This window comes from Candidatus Pelagibacter sp. HIMB1695 (assembly GCF_052047655.1).
Classification (GTDB): domain Bacteria; phylum Pseudomonadota; class Alphaproteobacteria; order Pelagibacterales; family Pelagibacteraceae; genus Pelagibacter.
In genome coordinates, this window is the sequence record NZ_JBNAJT010000001.1 from 1,001,923 (window position 1) to 1,021,282 (window position 19,360).

19 protein-coding genes are annotated in these 19,360 nt (G+C 28.8%); 8 read left to right on the forward strand and 11 right to left on the reverse strand.

The features are described 5' to 3' along the window. Positions 1-17 precede the first annotated feature (17 nt). The 5 genes from mnmE (at position 18) to ACTTAX_RS05510 (ending at position 5,648) form a co-directional block, all read left to right on the forward strand. A complete protein-coding gene (gene mnmE / locus ACTTAX_RS05490) occupies positions 18-1,349 on the forward strand; it encodes a tRNA uridine-5-carboxymethylaminomethyl(34) synthesis GTPase MnmE (RefSeq protein WP_440693479.1) in 1,332 nt (443 codons plus the stop codon). Positions 1,350-1,466: 117 nt separating this feature from the next. After that, entirely contained in the window at positions 1,467-3,338 is a 1,872-nt protein-coding gene (gene mnmG / locus ACTTAX_RS05495; protein ID WP_440693481.1) for a tRNA uridine-5-carboxymethylaminomethyl(34) synthesis enzyme MnmG, read from the forward strand. Continuing rightward, positions 3,338-3,997, forward strand: a complete 660-nt coding sequence (locus ACTTAX_RS05500; protein ID WP_440693483.1) for a 16S rRNA (guanine(527)-N(7))-methyltransferase RsmG — start codon at positions 3,338-3,340, stop codon at positions 3,995-3,997. Before mnmG ends, ACTTAX_RS05500 begins: the two co-directional genes overlap by 1 nt. A 17-nt stretch (positions 3,998-4,014) precedes the next feature. After that, positions 4,015-4,809: a ParA family protein gene (locus ACTTAX_RS05505; RefSeq protein WP_440693485.1), complete on the forward strand. Its 795-nt coding sequence runs from the start codon at positions 4,015-4,017 to the stop codon at positions 4,807-4,809. Then, a complete protein-coding gene (locus ACTTAX_RS05510; protein WP_440693487.1) occupies positions 4,809-5,648 on the forward strand; it encodes a ParB/RepB/Spo0J family partition protein in 840 nt (279 codons plus the stop codon). The genes ACTTAX_RS05505 and ACTTAX_RS05510 overlap by 1 nt, the downstream gene beginning before the upstream one ends. Here ACTTAX_RS05510 and holA read toward each other — a convergent pair. The 4 genes from holA to ACTTAX_RS05530 are packed head-to-tail and all read right to left on the reverse strand — an operon-like array spanning position 5,638 to position 10,173. Then, positions 5,638-6,618 (reverse strand): DNA polymerase III subunit delta, encoded by a 981-nt coding sequence (gene holA, locus ACTTAX_RS05515; RefSeq protein ID WP_440693489.1) that lies wholly within the window; start codon positions 6,616-6,618, stop codon positions 5,638-5,640. The two genes, ACTTAX_RS05510 and holA, sit on opposite strands and share 11 nt — an antisense overlap. Next, on the reverse strand, positions 6,618-7,076 hold the full coding sequence (locus ACTTAX_RS05520; protein ID WP_440693491.1) for a hypothetical protein: 459 nt from the start codon (positions 7,074-7,076) through the stop codon (positions 6,618-6,620). The genes holA and ACTTAX_RS05520 overlap by 1 nt, the downstream gene beginning before the upstream one ends. A 1-nt stretch (position 7,077) precedes the next feature. Further along, positions 7,078-9,615, reverse strand: a complete 2,538-nt coding sequence (leuS, locus tag ACTTAX_RS05525; RefSeq protein WP_440693493.1) for a leucine--tRNA ligase — start codon at positions 9,613-9,615, stop codon at positions 7,078-7,080. 18 nt (positions 9,616-9,633) lie between these two features. Continuing rightward, on the reverse strand, positions 9,634-10,173 hold the full coding sequence (locus ACTTAX_RS05530) for a DUF3576 domain-containing protein (RefSeq protein ID WP_440693494.1): 540 nt from the start codon (positions 10,171-10,173) through the stop codon (positions 9,634-9,636). Positions 10,174-10,386: 213 nt separating this feature from the next. Between ACTTAX_RS05530 and ACTTAX_RS05535 the strand changes: the two genes are divergently transcribed. Continuing rightward, a complete protein-coding gene (locus tag ACTTAX_RS05535) occupies positions 10,387-11,313 on the forward strand; it encodes a porin (protein WP_440693496.1) in 927 nt (308 codons plus the stop codon). Between the two features lie 48 nt (positions 11,314-11,361). Here ACTTAX_RS05535 and ACTTAX_RS05540 read toward each other — a convergent pair whose 3' ends face one another. Continuing rightward, positions 11,362-11,880, reverse strand: a complete 519-nt coding sequence (locus ACTTAX_RS05540; RefSeq protein WP_440693497.1) for a thiamine phosphate synthase — start codon at positions 11,878-11,880, stop codon at positions 11,362-11,364. Positions 11,881-11,886: 6 nt separating this feature from the next. Between ACTTAX_RS05540 and ACTTAX_RS05545 the strand changes: the two genes are divergently transcribed. Beyond that, positions 11,887-12,546: a YggS family pyridoxal phosphate-dependent enzyme gene (locus ACTTAX_RS05545; RefSeq protein ID WP_440693499.1), complete on the forward strand. Its 660-nt coding sequence runs from the start codon at positions 11,887-11,889 to the stop codon at positions 12,544-12,546. Here the strand turns inward: ACTTAX_RS05545 and ACTTAX_RS05550 are convergent. After that, a complete protein-coding gene (locus ACTTAX_RS05550) occupies positions 12,543-13,037 on the reverse strand; it encodes a L,D-transpeptidase family protein (protein WP_440693500.1) in 495 nt (164 codons plus the stop codon). The two genes, ACTTAX_RS05545 and ACTTAX_RS05550, sit on opposite strands and share 4 nt — an antisense overlap. Positions 13,038-13,048: 11 nt before the next feature. Between ACTTAX_RS05550 and ACTTAX_RS05555 the strand changes: the two genes are divergently transcribed. Continuing rightward, a complete protein-coding gene (locus tag ACTTAX_RS05555; RefSeq protein ID WP_440693501.1) occupies positions 13,049-13,612 on the forward strand; it encodes a winged helix-turn-helix domain-containing protein in 564 nt (187 codons plus the stop codon). Positions 13,613-13,714: 102 nt separating this feature from the next. On the opposite strand, the gene ACTTAX_RS05560 is transcribed toward ACTTAX_RS05555, so the two are convergent. From ACTTAX_RS05560 to dnaK, 5 genes are all read right to left on the reverse strand, one after another. Continuing rightward, a complete protein-coding gene (locus ACTTAX_RS05560) occupies positions 13,715-14,644 on the reverse strand; it encodes an adenosine kinase (RefSeq protein WP_440693503.1) in 930 nt (309 codons plus the stop codon). A 1-nt stretch (position 14,645) separates the two neighbouring features. Further along, positions 14,646-15,299 (reverse strand): endonuclease III, encoded by a 654-nt coding sequence (gene nth / locus ACTTAX_RS05565; protein WP_440693504.1) that lies wholly within the window; start codon positions 15,297-15,299, stop codon positions 14,646-14,648. After that, the gene (dapB, locus tag ACTTAX_RS05570; protein WP_440693505.1) at positions 15,299-16,075 is read right to left on the reverse strand and encodes a 4-hydroxy-tetrahydrodipicolinate reductase; all 777 of its coding nucleotides are present in this window, start codon (positions 16,073-16,075) and stop codon (positions 15,299-15,301) included. Before dapB ends, nth begins: the two co-directional genes overlap by 1 nt. A gap of 170 nt (positions 16,076-16,245) precedes the next feature. Further along, complete coding sequence (gene dnaJ, locus ACTTAX_RS05575) at positions 16,246-17,370, reverse strand: molecular chaperone DnaJ (RefSeq protein ID WP_440693507.1); 1,125 nt, start codon at positions 17,368-17,370, stop codon at positions 16,246-16,248. Positions 17,371-17,399: 29 nt separating this feature from the next. Next, positions 17,400-19,325 (reverse strand): molecular chaperone DnaK, encoded by a 1,926-nt coding sequence (dnaK, locus tag ACTTAX_RS05580; RefSeq protein WP_440693509.1) that lies wholly within the window; start codon positions 19,323-19,325, stop codon positions 17,400-17,402. Between the last annotated feature and the right edge of the window lie 35 nt (positions 19,326-19,360).

Genomic DNA, 19,360 nt, shown 5'->3' on the forward strand with positions numbered 1-19,360 from the left:
GAAGCTATAATCTCGTTATGACTATTTATGCTTTATCAAGTGGACCTGGTATCTCAGGTATTGCCGTGGTCAGAGTTTCGGGAAAAGAAACTTCGAAAGTCATCAAGAAATTAACTGATAAAGAGCTGCCGAAACCAAGAATAGCAACATTAAGAAAAATCAATAAAATCAACACTTCTGAGTTAATTGATGAAGGTATAATACTATGGTTTCCTGGGCCTCACAGCTACACAGGTGAAGATATGGCTGAAATTCAAGTTCATGGTAGTAAAGCTGTAGTAGACGCCCTCCACTCTTCCATTTCTCAAATTGAAAATTGTAGATTAGCAGAACCAGGCGAATTTACTAAACTTGCATTCCAAAATGGAAAAATAAATTTATTAGAAGCAGAAAGTATAGCTGATCTTATTTCATCTGAAACAGAAATTCAAAGACAACAAGCAATAAAAATTATGAATGGTAAGTCTGCAGATCAATTTAATTTTTTAAGAGAAAAACTTTTAAAAATTTTGTCTCATGTTGAAGCTAAAATTGATTTTCCGGATGAAGATTTGCCAAAGAATATTTTAGATGAAATTAAAAATGATTCAAATGAAGTTATTCAAAAAATAAAAAAGATTTTGAATGATCAAAAAGTTGGAGAAAGAATTAGGGAAGGTTTTAAGATTGCAATTCTTGGACCTACTAATGCAGGGAAATCTAGTTTAATAAATTATTTATCAAATAGAGATGTTGCAATTGTTTCTGAAATAGCCGGTACCACAAGAGATGTTATAGAAACTCATCTTAATATAGATGGTTATCCCGTAATAATATCTGACACAGCAGGAATCAGAGAATCTAAAGATGAGATAGAAAAAAAAGGTATTAAATTATCTTTAAATAGGGCCGAAGAAGCAGATTTAAAGCTTGTAGTGGTAGATGCAAAAAGCCTTGATTTTACAGATGTTTTGAAGGGTTTATTAGATGAAAATGCAATTTTAGTTGTAAACAAGTCTGATCTTTTAGAAAAAGAAATTGATTCAGAAATTAAAAATATAAATCATGTTTTAATCTCAATTAAAGATAATAAAAATATTGATGAACTAATTTCAAAAATAAAAAATAATTTAAAAAATAAATTTATAACTAGTGATGATATTTTAATTACTAGAGAAAGACACAGACAACATTTGGAACAGTGTTTAGATCATTTGAATAACTTTAATCAAAAAAAAGAAATAGAAGATTTTGATAAAGCAGCAGAAGATTTAAGATTAGCTACTAGACATTTGGGTATGATCGTTGGAAAAGTTGATGTAGAGGAGATATTAGGTAGTATTTTCAACGATTTTTGCATCGGTAAATAATCCCCTATTTTTCTTGTTTTTTAGACATTTTTATTCCAAAATCATTGATAATTAGCGCTAATTTACAAAAAATTAAGCCTGTCTTGTAAATTATGTATTCACATATAAATTCAATCCATGAAAAATGATTTGTCATTTGATGTAGTTGTAATTGGTGGAGGTCATGCAGGATGTGAGGCAGCCGCTGCTTCTGCTCGACTAGGAGTTAACACTGCCCTGTTCACACATAAAATAGAAACTATTGGTGAGATGTCATGCAATCCTGCAATTGGTGGATTGGGCAAAGGTCATTTAGTTCGAGAAATAGATGCACTGGATGGTGTTATGGGAGATGTTGCAGATAAATCAGGCATACAATTTAGATTATTAAATAGAAGCAGAGGTCCAGCTGTACGTGGACCAAGAACTCAATCAGACCGAGCGCTTTATCGTAAATTTATGCAAGAAAAACTTATAAACTACTGTAATTTAAGTATTTTTTCAGACCCTGTAATAAAGTTTATTTTTAATAAAAATACTATAAATGGTTTTGAAACTAAAGAAGGTAAAAAGGTATTGTGCAACAAGTTAATACTAACTACAGGAACTTTTTTAAATGGTTTGATACATATAGGTGATGAAAGAACACCAGCAGGTAGGTATGATGAAAAACCATCAACAGGTTTAAGTGAACAATTAGCAAAATATGATTTTAAAATTGGAAGATTAAAAACCGGAACGCCCCCAAGATTAGATGCAAGAACGATAAATTTCGAAAACCTTGAAGAACAATTTGCAGATGATAATCCTTATTTTTTTTCTTTCCTAACTAAAAAAAATTTAAACAAACAAGTGTCGTGTCGAATGACTTATACCAATGAGAAGGTCCATAAAATTATAGAAAAAAATTTATCTAAAAGTGCAATGTACTCAGGTAATATAAAAGGAGTAGGTCCAAGATACTGTCCATCTATAGAAGATAAGATAGTAAAATTTGCAGATAAAGCTCGTCATCAGATTTTTTTAGAGCCAGAAGGGCTTAATGATCACACAATTTACCCTAATGGGATCTCTACTTCGCTCCCGGCTGAAGTACAAGAAGAAATATGTAATAATATCAATGGTTTAGAAAATGTTATTATTATTAGGCCAGGATATGCTATAGAATATGACTATATAGATCCACGTGAACTATTTTTGACCCTTGAAACTAAGAAGATAAAGAATCTTTATCTTGCTGGGCAAATTAACGGAACAACAGGATATGAAGAAGCAGCTGCACAAGGACTTATTGCTGGTATTAATGCAGCTTTATCTGTTAAAAATTTTGAGCCTTTTATTCTTGATAGATCTGATGCCTATATTGGAGTAATGATTGATGATTTAGTTACTAAGGGAGTAGCCGAGCCATACCGTATGTTTACATCAAGAGCAGAATATCGATTAAGTTTGAGAGCTGATAATGCAGATCAAAGGTTAACAGCTAAGGGAATAGAAATAGGGTTAATTGGAGAAGAAAGAAAAGCTTTATACTTAGATAAATGCCAAAAAATTGAAAAAATTAATTTAAAAATGAATAAATCTAATATTTCACCATCTAAAGCAGAAACATTTGGGATTAAAATAGCGAAAGATGGAATATTGAGGTCTTCAAATGAAGTGTTAACTCAAAAGGACGTAAGTATGAATAAAATTAGAGAAATTTGGCCTGATATACCATTTTTTAGTAAAGAAATTGATGAACAAATGGAAATTAATGCCCATTACAGGGGATACTTAAAGAAACAAAAAGCAGATATTTTAGCTTTTAAGAGAGATGAAAATCTAATTATTCCTGATAAAATTAATTATGACAGACTTTCAGGTTTATCCAAAGAGGTAAAAGCTAAATTTAAGAAAATAAAGCCAAAAACTATGGGACAAGCGCTTAGAATTGATGGAATAACCCCAGCAGCTGCATATATTTTGTTGTCACATGTTAAAAGAAAGTCTATTAAGCATATAGCTTAATGGATCAAGAAATTTTAAATTCGTACTCTAGACTTAATCATCTAAATGTTTCACGTGAAACATTTTTAGACTTTGAAAACTATGTATCTATGATTCTTGAAAAAAATAAAAAAATTAACATAATTGGTAAAAACACAGCATCAAAAAACTTGATAATTGAGCGTCATATTATAGATTCAGCACAAATAATTGATTTTATTGATTTAAATTGCAATACAACTATAGATTTAGGCTCTGGAGCTGGTTTACCCGGGATTATAGTGGCAATTATATTAAAAAACATGAAAAATAAAATGAATGTGCATCTATATGAAAAAAGCTACCATAAAAGCCATTTTTTGAAAGAAGTTTCAGAAAAATTAAATTTAAATACAAAAGTTTTTCAAAAAAATATTTTTGAGATAAAAAATTTAGAGACAGGAACAATTATGTCGAGAGCATTTAAACCTATGCCAGTTGTTTTAGATTTGGTTTATGAAAATTTTTCGAAATATAAAAATTTAATTTTCTTTATGGGAGAAAATGGAAAAAAAGTCTTTGAAAATTCAAAAAAAAAATGGAACTTGAATTATATAGAAAAGAAAAGCTTAACAAGTAAAGATTCATTTTTAATAAATATAAAAAAAATTGAAAAAAAAATTGAAAAAAAAATTAAATGAATTTTAAATTAAATTAAATGCAAATTATTTCTGTTATAAATCAAAAGGGTGGGGTAGGAAAAACCACTACAGTCATAAATCTTGCAGCTGGACTATCACAATTGGAAAAAAAAATTTTAGTTATTGATTTAGATCCTCAGGGAAATGCAACTACAGGTCTTGGATTATCTAACATCGAAAATTCAAGTGATACAATTTATAGTGTATTGAACGGAACTAAAGAAATTTATCAGGTAATCAAGAAAACACAGTTTGAAAATTTGGATTTAATTACATCTAATGTAGATTTATCGGGTCTAGAGGTTGAAACAGCTGATGATAGCAACAGGGCATTTATTTTAAAGCGTAAATTAACCGCTTATTTAAACACTTCTAGAGCATCCTACGATTACATATTAATTGATTGCCCACCATCGCTCAGCTTGTTAACTGTAATGGCTTTAGTGTGTTCTGGATCTCTATTGGTCCCTTTACAGACAGAATTTTTTGCTCTTGAGGGTCTAACACAGTTAATGAAAACAATTGAAAGAATAAAAGTAAGTTTAAATCCAGATTTAAAAATCAGAGGAATACTTTTAACGATGTACGATAAAAGAAATAAGTTATCTTCACAAGTTGAGAAAGAAGCTAGAGATTATTTTAGTGAAAAAGTTTACTCAACTGTAATACCTAGAAATGTTAGATTGTCGGAAGCACCTTCTCATGGGATGCCAGTACTAATTTATGACAAATCATGTCCAGGCAGTAAGTCTTATTTTAATTTCACTGATGAATTTATTAATCAAGAGTTAACAATAGGGAGTGCCGCTTAATGGATAAAATTAAAAAAGGCCTTGGAAGAGGTTTGTCCTCTTTGATTGGTGAAGCAAAAGTAGAGCCTCAAACAAACCAGTTACAAATTAGCGATCTTGTTCCTAATAAATATCAACCAAGAAAAGTATTTGATGAAAATAATTTAATTGATTTAACAAATTCAATTAAAGAGAGAGGAATGATACAGCCCATCATTGTTAGAAAATCAAATGATGACAATACAAAATTTGAAATAATAGCTGGAGAGAGAAGGTGGCTTGCAGCACAAAGGGCTGGACTTCACAATGTACCTGTTGTTATCACTGAAGCAGATGATTTGAAATCATTAGAATTTGCGATTGTTGAAAATGTACAAAGACATGATCTAAATCCTCTTGAAGAAGCTCAAGGCTATAAAAGATTGATTGATGAGTTTTATTATGATCAAGAAAAAGTGTCAAAGTTTATTGGGAAAAGCAGAAGTCATATTAGTAATTCTTTAAGGCTTTTAAGTTTGCCAGAGGATGTATTAAAATTAATTGAAATGCAAAAGTTAACTGCTGGTCATGCTAAAATTTTAGTTGGGCTTGAAAATGCTAGTTTTGTTGCAACAAAAATTATTGAAAAAAAGCTATCTGTAAGACAAGCAGAAAATTTTGTTAAAATTTTCAAAAATAGAAATAAATCAAAATTGATTAAAGATACGAATATTATTGCACTTGAATTGTCAGTTTCTAACAAAATAGGTTTAAATGTTAATATTCAGAATAACAAAAGAAATAAAGGAAAAATAGCTATAGAATATAAAGATTTAGATCAATTAAATAGATTAGTCGATATAATAAAGTCTAATTATTAATTTCTTTTTGTAAAATAAAATCAGTTATTACATTTATAGAGATATTAACATTTTTTTTAATAATAAGCTCAATTTCACTTAGTTTACAAATTAATGTTTTTATATCCTCGGGTTTCCATTTGGATATTTGTTCTTTAACAATATCTTTTTCTTTCCAAAAAATTGGCGGTTTTGCGCTTTCAAGTGTTGTTTGAAGGTCGTTATTTTTTAAATATTTATTAGATAGATCTAATAGTCTTTTAGACTTATTTAATAAACTTCGAAGAATAATTATACAATCTTCATTATTAAAATGATTTTCATTTAATATAGAAACGATTTTTTTTTGATTTTGAATTAGGTAATTATTAACTAAATCATTTGTTTCATGATTTTCGTTTATACTAATTATTTTGGAAATTACGTTTTCATCAATTTTTTTTTTATTATGTGAATAGACTTCTAATTTATTTAATTCGTTCATAAGTGTTTTTCTGTCATTATTTATCTTACTTATAATTAAGTTTATTGAAGATGAAGATATGGATATTTTTCTCTCTCTAAAAAAATTATGTGCTAGTTTTATAAGAGTTTGATCTGTATCTGGATAAAAAGGTATACAAATTAAATTTTTTTCTTTTTCAAACTTAGATCTTAATTTTGATTTTTTTTCTAAAATTTCAGCTGTTAAAATAATTTTTATCTCTCCCAGCTTCGTAGGGTCAATTTTCTCAACAAAACTTGTAAATTTATCATTAACTCTTTTAATTATAATTATTTTCCCCTCGTCAAAGAAGGATTGAGAATAAAATTCTTCCAAAAAATTTTCTTCTCTTTCTAAAATCTCGTTCTGTTCATATTGATATATTGTTGATTTTTTAATTATTATTTCTTTAATAGTTACTTCTTTAAGCCCATCATTTTTTCCATAGAGTAATATTAATTTATTGTTAGAGTTAATTTTTTTTATTTCATAGGATTTAAATATCATCAAAGTGTTGAAATTTTTAAAATAAACTCATTTATTTTTAAATCTATAAAATTTTTAACTATTTCGCCTTGGTATTTTTCAAGTTCAAATTGATCACTAATATTTTCAATTTTTATTTTATCATTAAATTCAAATAATTTATTTAAGTTTTTGTCATTTTTAATTTCAAATTTAATTTGTAGTTTTATTAAATAGTCAGTAATTTCATTTTTTTTGTTTTTTAATAAAATTTCTCTTTTCACATTATTTGAAATTTTTAAATTTATTATATTTTTCGAATCTTTTTTCGAAATATTATTTATTTTTGAAGCAATAAAGTTTTCTATTAAGGGATCATCACCTTTAATTTCAATTAAATTTATTTTATACTGTGTATTTTCCAAGTTATTATAGATGGATGTATATCCACAATTTTGAAGGAAAAATAAAGCTGCTATAATTAAATATTTAATCTTCATTTTAAAGTATAAAATTCATTATTTTATTTTTAACATAGATCTTTTTTTTTATATTTTCACTATTTAGAATTTTAGCAAATTTTGTGTCCATTTTTATTTCTTTAAATAGATCAGCTTCTTCTAGATCTTTTTTAGTTTTGAGTAAGCCTTTTTTTTTCCCGTTAATTTGAATAACAATTGTTGCCATATCATTTTCTAAGTATTTTTTTTCATAAGCTGGCCATTTTATTTCTTCTTTATTCCCTAGCATCTTAAGACATTCATTAGAAAAATGTGGCAGCACAGGGTTTATTGAAATAAGTACTTTTGTAAAATTTTTTATTAAAGTTTCCTTAGTGTATCCTTTTTTAATTTCCTTAGATAAAAAGGAGTGCATTTGATGTATGCTTGCAATTAATACATTGTAATGAAAATTTTCTAAATCATCTGTCATTTTTTTTATAAATTTGTTTGTAAATTTTTCAAGCTCCTCACTATAATCATTCTTTAGATTACTTTGAATTTGTTCGTGTATTTCTAAATTTAGTTTCCATATTTTTTGGATGAATTTCGAAGAGGACGTTATGCCCTGTTCTGACCATTGAACATCCTTTTCTGGAGGGCTGTCAGAAAGAATAAATAATCTTACTGCATCTGCTCCATAGTTTTCAATTATTTTTTCAGGGTCTATAGTATTTTTTTTTGATTTCGACATTGATTCTGAGGGACCAACAAAAACTACTTTACTTTCATCAGTTGTTAAAACTTTTTTACCATTAACAGACTTTACTTCATCTGGTGATAACCAATTGTTATTTTCGTCTTTATATGTTTCGTGACAAACCATACCTTGTGTAAACAATCCTTCAAATGGCTCTGTTATAGAAAAGTTATTATTTTGAAAATTTAATGCTTGCATAAAAAATCTCGAATAGAGTAAGTGAAGTATAGCATGTTCAACACCGCCAATGTATTGGTCTACAGGCATCCAATAGTCCAAATCTTCTTTTGAAAAACCATAATTTTGATTTCTTGGTGAACAGAATCTTAAAAAATACCATGAAGAGTCAACAAAAGTATCCAATGTATCTGTTTCTCTATAATATTTTTTATTATCTAAGGTTATCTCTTTCCAAGATTTTTCTTTATCTAATGGATTTCCAGTTGCCTCTAGTTTTTTAATTGGGGGCAGTTGAACTGGAAGCATTTCTTCAGGAACTTTTTTCGGATTATTTTTTTCATCATAAATTATTGGTATTGGACAACCCCAATATCTTTGCCTTGATATTCCCCAATCTTTTAATCTAAAGTTAATTTTTTTCTCACCAAGATTATTTTTTTCTAGGAATTTAATTGCTTCTGTAACAGATTCATCTGGAACTCTTAGACCATCTAAAAAAGATGAGTTAAATATATACCCTGGGCCTGTATACGCTTCGTTTTCAATTTTAAAATCTTTATCTTCAATATTGGGTTTAACAACAGTTTTAACATTTAGATTATATTTTCTGGCAAAGTCTAAATCTCTTTGATCATGACCTGGGCATCCAAAAACTGCTCCCAACCCATAATCCATCAAAACAAAATTTGCGAAATAAACAGGTACTTTCATTTCTTCATCTAATGGATTGGTAGCAATTAAATCAGTTTTAAAGCCAATTTTTTCGGCATTAGCTATTGATTCTTCTGTTGTTCCAGTTGCGGTACATTTCTTTTTGAACTTAATGAATTCATCATCATTTTCATAAAATTTAGCTACAGGGTGATCTATTGAAAGAGCTAAAAATGAGAGACCAAAAAGTGTATCAGGTCTAGTTGAGAAACATTTTATTTCATCAATATTTTTTGAAGATTCTATTTTAAATTTAATTTCACAACCAAAGGATTTTCCAATCCAATTTTTTTGCATAACTTTAACTTTATTTGGCCATTTTTTAAGTTTGTCCAAATTTTTTAGTAAACTCTCAGAAAATTTTTTTATATTAAAAAACCATTGATTTAGTTTTTTTCTCTCTACCTTCGCTCCTGATCTCCAACCTTTTCCATCAATTACTTGCTCATTTGCTAAAACAGTTTCATCTACAGGATCCCAATTTACATATTGTTCTTTTCTATAAACTAATCCTTTATCAAATAGTTCTAAAAAAAACTTTTGTTGATGTTTGTAATATTCGGGAGTACAGGTTGAAATTTCTCTGCTCCAGTCAATTGATAAACCCAATTTTTTTAATTGAGCTTTCATTGTTTTAATATTTTCTTCAGTCCAAGTTTTAGGATCTAAATTGTTTTGTCTGGCTGCGTTTTCAGCTGGCATTCCAAAGGAGTCCCATCCCATAGGGTGTAAAACATTAAAACCTTGTAAACTCTTAAATCTAGCTAAAACATCTCCTATTGTATAATTTCTAACATGTCCCATGTGGATTTTGCCAGACGGATAAGGAAACATTTCGAGACAATAAAATTTTTTTTTATTTTTGTCCGTTTTTGTAACAAAAGTTTTATTTTCTTCCCAAAATTTTTGCCATTTTTTCTCAACAATTTTGAAGTTATATCTATCCACGGTAATTAGTTTTTTTATTTAATCTAAAATATCAATGCCTGTATATGGTTTAAAGTTTTCTTTATCTTTATTCTCTTTATACCTTACAGCTAATTTAAGAATTTCTTTTTGAAGTTCTTTAGAAAGAGTTCCTTTTTTTTCACTAACAGAACAATTAATGTTATTCTCACAAACTTTGTAAAAAACTTTAATATTTAAAGCATCTGACCTTATCTCATTTGATAGAAATCTAATTGTAATTTTTATACTTTCATTATTGGTTTTGCCTTCAGAATACCAATCAGTTATTATCATCCCTCCACTGTAATTAGCTGAAGCAAGAGGCATGAAATCGATCACGTCTAAAGAAGCTCTCCACAATTCATTTGAACTTGCAAATTGAAAATTTCCTCCCTGATTATTAAAAACAGTACCTATCCTAAAGCCTTTACCTTGTTCTAAGTTATTTTTTACTCTTTCTCTTGGATTTGGTGGGTTTTTTCTAGCATCGCCTCCTGGCAGCTCGGCACATGAAGTAACAAAAATTAATAATACCAGTAAATTTAAAAATATTTTCATAACTAATGTAAAATTAACGAAAAACAGAGAACTTATATATTAAAATATGCAAATAACTAAATATACTTTTAAATTTAGCATTTTTAGTGTGATAAAAATGCAACAAATTTCTAAAAAAACAACAAAACTAAAATAAATTAAAATTGCTTAAATACTTTCTGCTAAAAAACCAATGTTTATTATTAATAATAACGTAAATAAGGAGTAAATATTATGAATAAACTAACTAAAATCGGAGCTTCAGCTTTAGCTGGTTCTTTAGTAGCATTTTCAGTAAATGCAGCTGAGGTGTCAGTTGGAATGGGTGCTTCAATAACTTACAATAATACTGGTGCAGATGTAACTAATAACAACTTCACTATGGGTGACTCTTTAAACTTCAGCGCAAGTGGAGAGACTGATGGTGGTTTAATGATCACTTCAAAAATGGAAATCGATGGTGGAGCTGAAGACGACCACAGCATAACAATTGGTGGTGACTTTGGTACTTTGATTTTTGATGGTCATGGTGCAAGTACTGCAATGGGAGCTATCGATGACAAATCTCCAAATGCTTATGAAGAATCATGGGATGTAGTTTCAGGCGCAGATACTGCTGTAATCGGTGGTGTTTCTGCAGACAATAAGTTCATATTCAATACAAATGAAATGAACGGTTTGTCAGCTTCTTTCTCATATGCTAGAGGTGATGCTAGTAATGCAAACTCAAACACTTCTATGGCATTTAAATATACAGGTGTTGAAGGTTTGACAGCTGGTTTTGGTATTGAAGATGATGAGTCAGCAGCAAGTACAACAGTTGAAAACTCAGTAATGTACGCTACTTACGCAAGTGGACCAATCACTGTTGGTTTCTCAATGTCAGAATCAGATACAAGTGCAGCTACTGGTGACAAAGAGATGGAATCAGCAGGTATAACTTACGCAGTAAATGATGATTTTTCTGTAGGTTATAACGTATCTAACATTGAGACTACGCAAGATGCTACTGATGGTGATCAAGAAGCTACTGGTTATTCTTTCTCTTACACAAGTGGTGGAATGACTTTAGCAGGTGCGATCAACAAAGTAGACAATGTTGGTAACGCAAGCGGCACAAACAGAGATGGTGCTGAAATTGGTGTATCATTCGCGTTCTAATAAAGTTAATATTTAAAAACAAAGAGGCCCCTTTTAGGGGCCTTTTTTTTATTCAAAATAAGAAATTCCAGCAAACTCAGTCTGATTTAAAATTTTTAAATTTTTCAAATTTTTTTTTGATATTCCTCCCAAAACCACAATTTTTTTTTTTGTAAGTTTAGAAATTAACTTGAATTTATTAATTCCTAAAAAATTTTTATTTTTTTTAAATAATGAAGATAGAAATATTCTATTAACCCTTTGTTTTTCTTTAATTCTTATTTCTTTAAGATTATGAGCTGATCCTACGATATCAAAATTTTGTTTATAAGAAAAAGCCAAATGTTTTGTACTTTTATTAAATGAAGGAATATATGCTCCGTCTAGATTTAATTTATTTGCAATTTTAACATTGTTGGATAAGTAAAATTTAAGGCCTTTTTTTTTACAATAACTTTTTATTTTTAAAATTAAATTTTCATTAAGAGATTTTAATGAATAATTTCTATAAATTATAATGGTCTGTTTATCTTGTTTATCAATATTTCTTGTTTCAAATTTGTGTATAAAGTAATATTTTCTAGTCATATTAATATGCATAATACAGTAAAAAACTTATTAGATATTGAGAATAATATTAGAATTCATCTTAGTAATTTTAACATAATCAATAATCCCACAATTGTTGCAGTTTCCAAGACTTTTAAAATTGATAAAATTCTGCCTCTTATAGAACATGGGCATATTGACTACGGTGAAAATAAGGTTCAGGAAGCGGTTCAAAAATGGACAGAGATTAAAAAAAATAATCCCCAGATAAGATTGCATATGATTGGTAGATTACAAACAAATAAAGTTAAATTTGCCGTTCAAATATTTGATTACATCCATTCTGTAGACAGCGAAAAACTTGCAAAAAAAATTGCTGATGAACAATATAAAATAAAAAAAAAAATTAAAATATTTTTACAAGTTAATATTGGTGATGAAAGTCAAAAATCAGGAATTCCAAAAAATAATATATCTCAATTATTGAATTATTGTAGAAAAATTAATCTAGATATAGTCGGTTTGATGTGCATACCACCTGCAAACATTGATCCTGAAAGTTATTTTAAGGATATGCAAAAGTTAAACAATTCACTAGGTTTAAAAGAATTAAGTATGGGGATGTCCGCAGATTTTCTTTTGGCTACTAAATACATGGCAACTTATGTAAGGATTGGATCTAATATCTTTGGTAAAAGATTTTAACAAATTTTTATTAGAGAATTTTTTTTAATTAATTTTAGTAAAATAAAAAAATCTTTTTCTTTTAAAGCCACACAGCCCGCTGTAGGTTTGTAATTTTTAGTCAAATGGATAAAAATACAACTTCCAAGGCCAACAATAGGTTTTGTATAATTGTACTTTATTGGAATCACTAAGTTATATTTATAGTCATTTCTTTTTAATTTTTCGTGTCTGATATTTTTTTTAATTTTTATAGGTTTATTGTATTTTTTTGGAAAGTTAACATCATTACACCAACCCATTTCTTTTTTGATTTTGATACACTTAAGTGAAGTTATTGGTTTATTTATACGATCACTTCTAAAATACAGATTCCCAATTTTGAAGGTTCCTTTTGGTGTTTTTTTGTCACCTTCTTTTTTGTTTGTTGTATAACCTTTTTTACCAATACAGCACCTAAATTCAAAATCATCTATTTTAAGAGTATGTTTATTTTTTATAATAATTGTCATATTCTATTTTTATGAATACCAGTAATTTAATTATATATAAATTTAGTGAATTATATCACATTATTGAGGAATTAAGTTTAGATTTAAATTTTAAAATTAGTTTTGCAAATAATGAAAATTCATTAAATGAAAAAGTAAAAAAATTAAATAATTATTTGGTCGTATCAAATAAAAAATATCCTGAAATTATAAATCTTTTTGTTCTTGATAATTTTCCAATTAAAATTTTTAGATTAGTCGAAAAACTTAATATTGAATTATTAAAAATTCAATTTAACAGTCAGTCCAAAGTTAAAATAAATGACTATATGATTGATTTAAATTCTAGAGAAATGTTTATAAATAAAAATAATCTAAAGTTAACTGAAAAAGAAGTTAACACAATTATTTATTTATTTAGATCAAATAGACCAGTTGGTATTAATGAATTACAAGAAAAAGTTTGGAGTTATAAAACTAACATTGAAACCCACACAGTTGAAACACATATCTATAGATTGAGAAAAAAAATTCTCAAAATATTTAATGACAATGAATTCATAATTAGTGAAAAAAATGGATATCAAATTAAGTAAGAAAAATTTAGTTGCAAAAGATCTATTTACTAAAAAGTATAAGCAAAAAATATACAAACCAAAAAAGGGTAAAGGAAGTTTTAAAAGAAAAAAAAACTAATTCTAAAGTCTTGCCCCAATTTGTTGAATTACCTTTGATGACATTTCTGTACCTTTCTCAAGACATTGCTTTACAGATAAGTTATTGATGTATCCATGTAAAAATCCTGCAGCAAAGAGATCACCTGCACCTGTCAGATCAACAATTTTTAGATATTTTTGTATATCAATTTCTGTAACTTCGTTTCCAGAAATTGCGACTGCACCTTTCTCTCCTCTAGTTATCACCATTAATTTATTAAGTTGCTTTGAAAAATTTACAACTTCTTCAAAATTTTTTGCTTCTATCAATGATCTAATTTCTTGTTCGTTAGCAAAAGTCATATCAAGTTTGTTTTTAACTAAGTTTAAAAAATGAGGTTTATGTCTATTTACACAAAATAGATCTGAAAGTGACATAGCAACTTTGTTTGCATTATTTATAGCTTTATCAAATGCTTTTCTGGGCTCTCCTTCATCCCATAAATAACCTTCTAAAAATATTATTTCACTTTTTTTAATTGCCTCAGAACTAACATCATTTTCATTAATTTTTCCTGCTGTACCCAAGAAGGTGCACATTGTCCTTTCTGAATCTGGTGTTACCAGTATTAAACAAGTTCCTGTTGGTAATTTTTCTTTCTTTTTTGAATAAAAATACTTTACATTTTCTTTTTTTAACCCTTCTTCATATTTTTCTCCAAAGCTATCATCAGATACTTTTCCAATAAAACCAACTTCATTACCAAGCTGAGAAATACCAACAATTGAGTTTGCAACTGATCCTCCAGAAACCGTTTTTTCAATCTTTAGATTTTTTAATAGGTTTTTGAATTCCAATTCATCAAAGAATAATTTCATGGTACTTTTTGTTAGATTGTTTTGACCAAGAAAATTTTCGTCAACTTTACAAATGACATCCACAATAGCGTTTCCTATTCCTAAAATTTTCATATTAAGCCTTTTTGGTAATAACAGGTTTTTTTCTATTTGGGTAGCAAGTAGTACATATTTTGCAGCTCATTCCATAACAGTCTCTAGCTTTACAATATTCTCTGCCATAAAAGATTATCTGGAGATGAAGTTTGGACCAGGTTTTTTTAGGAAATATCCTTTTTAAATCTTTTTCAGTTTGAACCACGTCTCTCCCGTTTGTTAAACCCCAACGTTGTGCGAGTCTGTGAATATGAGTATCAACAGCAAAAGCTGGATATCCAAAACCTTGAGACATCACAACACTTGCTGTTTTATGTCCTACTCCAGGTAGTTTTTCAAGTTCTTCAAAAGTTTTAGGTACCTTACCTTTATGCTTTTCTAGCAATTGTTTTGACATTAAGTAAATACTTTTGGCTTTAACTCTAAAAATCCCAATTTTTTTTATTAATTTTTCAATTTTTTTTCTCCCTAATTTTACAAAATGCTCTGGCTTATAGTACTTAGGATATATATCTTTTGTTACATTATTAACATTTAGATCTGTGCATTGTGCAGAAAGTAGTACAGAGATTAATAGTGTAAATGTATTTTTACTTTTTAAGGGGACTGGTGCTTTAGGATAAATTTTATTTAGAGTTTTAATTATAAATTTTGCTTTTTGTTTTTCATTCATTATGAAAAGTTAAGCATATCTCTCATTGAATATAATCCTGGTTTTTTTTTCATTAACCATTTAGATGCAGTTAAAGCTCCATCAGAGTAAAGTGCTCTATCAAAAGCCTCATGGTTTAAAGTAATTATTTCTTTTCCACTTGAAAATTTTACCTCATGTTCACCAATAATTTCACCTTTTCTAATTGAGTTAAAATTAATTTTTTTTCCGTAAGGAAAAGATTTTTTATTCAAGAATTTTTTACCAATTAAATTATATAAATTTTTATTTTTTCCATCTGCTATTCCTTTACCTAACATTAAAGCAGTACCAGATGGATAGTCTTTTTTATGTTTGTGATGTACTTCAAATATCTTGCTTAAATACTCATCATTAAGTGATTTTGAAGCAATTTCAGTTAAATACATTAATAAATTTACTCCTAAACTCATATTACCAGCCTTTAAAATTGGGATTTTTTTTGAATATTTTTTAATTTGATTTTCTTGGGCTCTAGTAAATCCAGTGGTACCAATTACTACTTTTTTTCTTAGTTTTGACGCTATTTTAAGTATTTCAAGCGTACACATTGGTACTGTGAAATCAATAATTACATCGGTTTTTTTAAATGCTTTAGCAGAATTTAATTCAGGTTTAACTCCATTAAATTTTTTATTTACCAATCTATTCTCTGTAAGTGTTACTAATTTAAAATTTTTATTTTTTTTTGAGGATTTTATGAGTTGTTGACCCATTCTTCCCATACATCCTGAAATAGCTAAATTAATTTTTTTCATTAAATGATAAAATAAATCAGTATCACAAGAATAATTACAATAATACCCCAAATACTTAAATTTTTAAAAAATACTTTTTTCTTAAAATTTGATTTTATGAAGCTAGGTAAAATTAGAATTAGTATTAATATTAAAGCTATAGATGGAATTATTTCCTCTAATCCCATAATTTAATTTTTCCAAAAATCTTTTGCTTTTTGAAAAAACTTTTTGATACTTGGATTTGACTTGTCGTTTTCTATTTCTCTAAATTGTTCTAATAATTCTTTCTGTTTTTTGTTTAAATATACTGGCACTTCTGTTTTTACTTGAACATATAGATCGCCAAAATCACCTCTTCTCATAAATGGCATTCCTTTACCTTTTAATCTAAATTGTTTACCATTTTGAGTTCCATCTGGAATTTTTATTTTTGCTCTACCACCATCAATTGTTGGTATTTCAATGGTAGTTCCTAAAGCTGCATCTGCAAGAGATAGAGGAAATTCAAAAAATAGGTTTTCATCTGATCTTTTAAATAGTTCATGAGAATGAACGTTTATAAATAAATATAAATCACCTGTAACACCACCTCTGCTGCCGGCTTCACCCTTTCCAGCAAGTCTTATTCTAGTACCATCATCTACTCCTTTAGGAATAGTTACGGATATTTTTTTGGATGCTTGTTTTTTGCCCTGACCATTACAATCATTGCATGGATTTGTGATTTCCTCACCGTTACCGTTACATTGTGGACAAGTCTGTTGAACAGTAAAGAAACCTTGATTAGATCTTATTCTTCCATTTCCTCCACAATAAGAACATCTGTCTGGAGAATAACCTGGTTCTGAACCATTACCTTTGCAAGTTCCACATTGTTCAGTAGTCGCAAATTTTATATCTTGTTTTTTTCCATGATAAGCTTCCTCTAATGAAATTGATAAATCATATCTTAAATCTGAACCTCTATTATTCGATCTTCTGTTTCTTGACCTTCCACCACCGCCAAAGTCACCAAAAAAATCTTCAAAAATATCTGAAAAATCAGCTCCACTGAAACCACCAAAACCACCTGGTCTACCACCGCCATTCTCAAAAGCAGCATGTCCAAAATTATCGTAGTTTTGTTTTTTCTCTTTATCTGAAAGTATTCCATAAGCTTCGCTAGCTTCTTTAAACTTTTCTTCAGCCTTTGAATCACCTGGATTTTTATCTGGATGATATTTAACTGCTAGTTTTCTATATGCGGATTTAAGTTCATCAGGACTTGCGCTCTTATTAACGCCCAGGACATCATAATAGTCTCTTTTAGCCATCAAATTACCCCAGACAATTAAATGTCAGTTTATGCGCTTTTTTCTTTATTCTCGTCTTTTACTTCTTCGAAATCAGCATCAACAACATTCTCGTCTTTTTTACCTGTATCATCTCCACCATCATCTTTTCCTGATTCTGGTTTAGCACTTTGTTGTGATTTGTAGATTGCTTCTCCAAGTTTCATTGAAGCTTGAACTAAAGCTTCTGTTTTTTTCTTGATATCTTCAATATCTTCACCTTTTAAAGCTTCTTTAACAGCAGATGATGCATCTTCAATTGTTTTTTTCTCTGTATCTGAAATTTTTGATCCATGCTCCTTTAAGTTCTTTTCTGTTGAATGAATTAAAGTGTCTGCTTGGTTTCTAACATCAACTGACTCTCTTTTCTTTTTGTCAGCTTCTTTATTAGCTTCAGCATCTTTGACCATTTTTTCAATTTCTTCATCACTTAATCCACCAGAAGCTTGAATTTGTATCTTCTGCTCTTTACCTGTTCCCTTGTCTTTTGCCGAAACATTTACGATACCGTTAGCGTCAATATCAAATGTAACTTCAATTTGAGGAACTCCTCTTGGAGCTGGCGCAATACCTACCAATTCAAAATTACCTAATAACTTGTTATCAGAAGCCATCTCTCTTTCACCTTGTAAAACTCTAATAGAAACAGCTGGCTGATTATCTTCAGCGGTTGAAAAAACTTGGCTTTTTTTAGTTGGAATTGTCGTATTTTTATCAATTAGTTTTGTTGAAACTCCACCAAGTGTTTCAATACCTAATGATAACGGTGTAACGTCTAATAAAAGAACGTCTTTAACATCACCTTGTAACACACCTGCTTGAATCGCAGCACCCATTGCAACTACTTCATCAGGGTTTACACTTTTATTAGGTTCTTTTCCAAAAAAGTTTTTAACTTCTGCTATAACTTTTGGCATTCTAGTCATACCACCGACCATAACTACTTCATCAATTTCACTAGCAGTAATTCCAGCATCTTTTAAAGCAGTTGTGCACGGAGGAATTGTTCTAGCAATTAAGTCTTCAACTAAAGCCTCAAGTTTTGCTCTAGTCATCTTTAAATTGATGTGTTTTGGACCAGTTTTATCTGCTGTTATAAATGGTAAGTTTATATCTGTTTGTTCTGCAGATGATAATTCTATTTTTGCTTTTTCTGCTGCTTCTTTTAATCTTTGTAAAGCAAGTTTATCTGATTTAAGGTCAATACCATTATCTTTCTTAAATTCAGAAATTAAATAATCAACGATAGCATTATCAAAATCCTCACCACCTAAAAAAGTATCACCATTAGTTGATTTAACTTCAAATACACCATCACCTAACTCAAGTATAGAAACATCAAATGTTCCTCCACCTAGATCATATACTGCAATTTTTTTATTTTGTTTTTTATCTAAACCATAAGCAAGTGATGCAGCAGTTGGTTCATTGATAATTCTTAAAACTTCAAGTCCTGCAATTTTACCCGCATCTTTTGTAGCTTGTCTTTGTGCGTCGTTAAAATATGCAGGTACAGTAATCACAGCTTTTGTTACTTCTGATCCTAAATATTTTTCAGCTGTCTCTTTCATCTTTTGTAATATGAATGCAGAAATTTGTGAGGGAGAATACTTTTCTCCTTTAGCTTCAATCCAAGCGTCTCCTTTTTCAGAATTAACTATTTTAAATGGTGCAGCTTCAACATCTTTTTTCACTGTTGGATCATCAAAATTTCTACCAATTAATCTTTTAACCGCAAAAATTGTATTTTCAGGATTTGTTACTGCCTGTCTTTTTGCAGGTTGACCTATTAATTTTTCATTTTCATCAGTAAATGCAACTACAGAAGGTGTCGTTCTTGCTCCTTCTGCATTTTCTAAAACCTTAGCTTGTGTTCCTTCCATTACCGCAACACAAGAGTTGGTTGTTCCTAAGTCTATTCCAATTATTTTGCTCATAATATTAATTTCTCTCTTTCGTCATATAGGGTTTA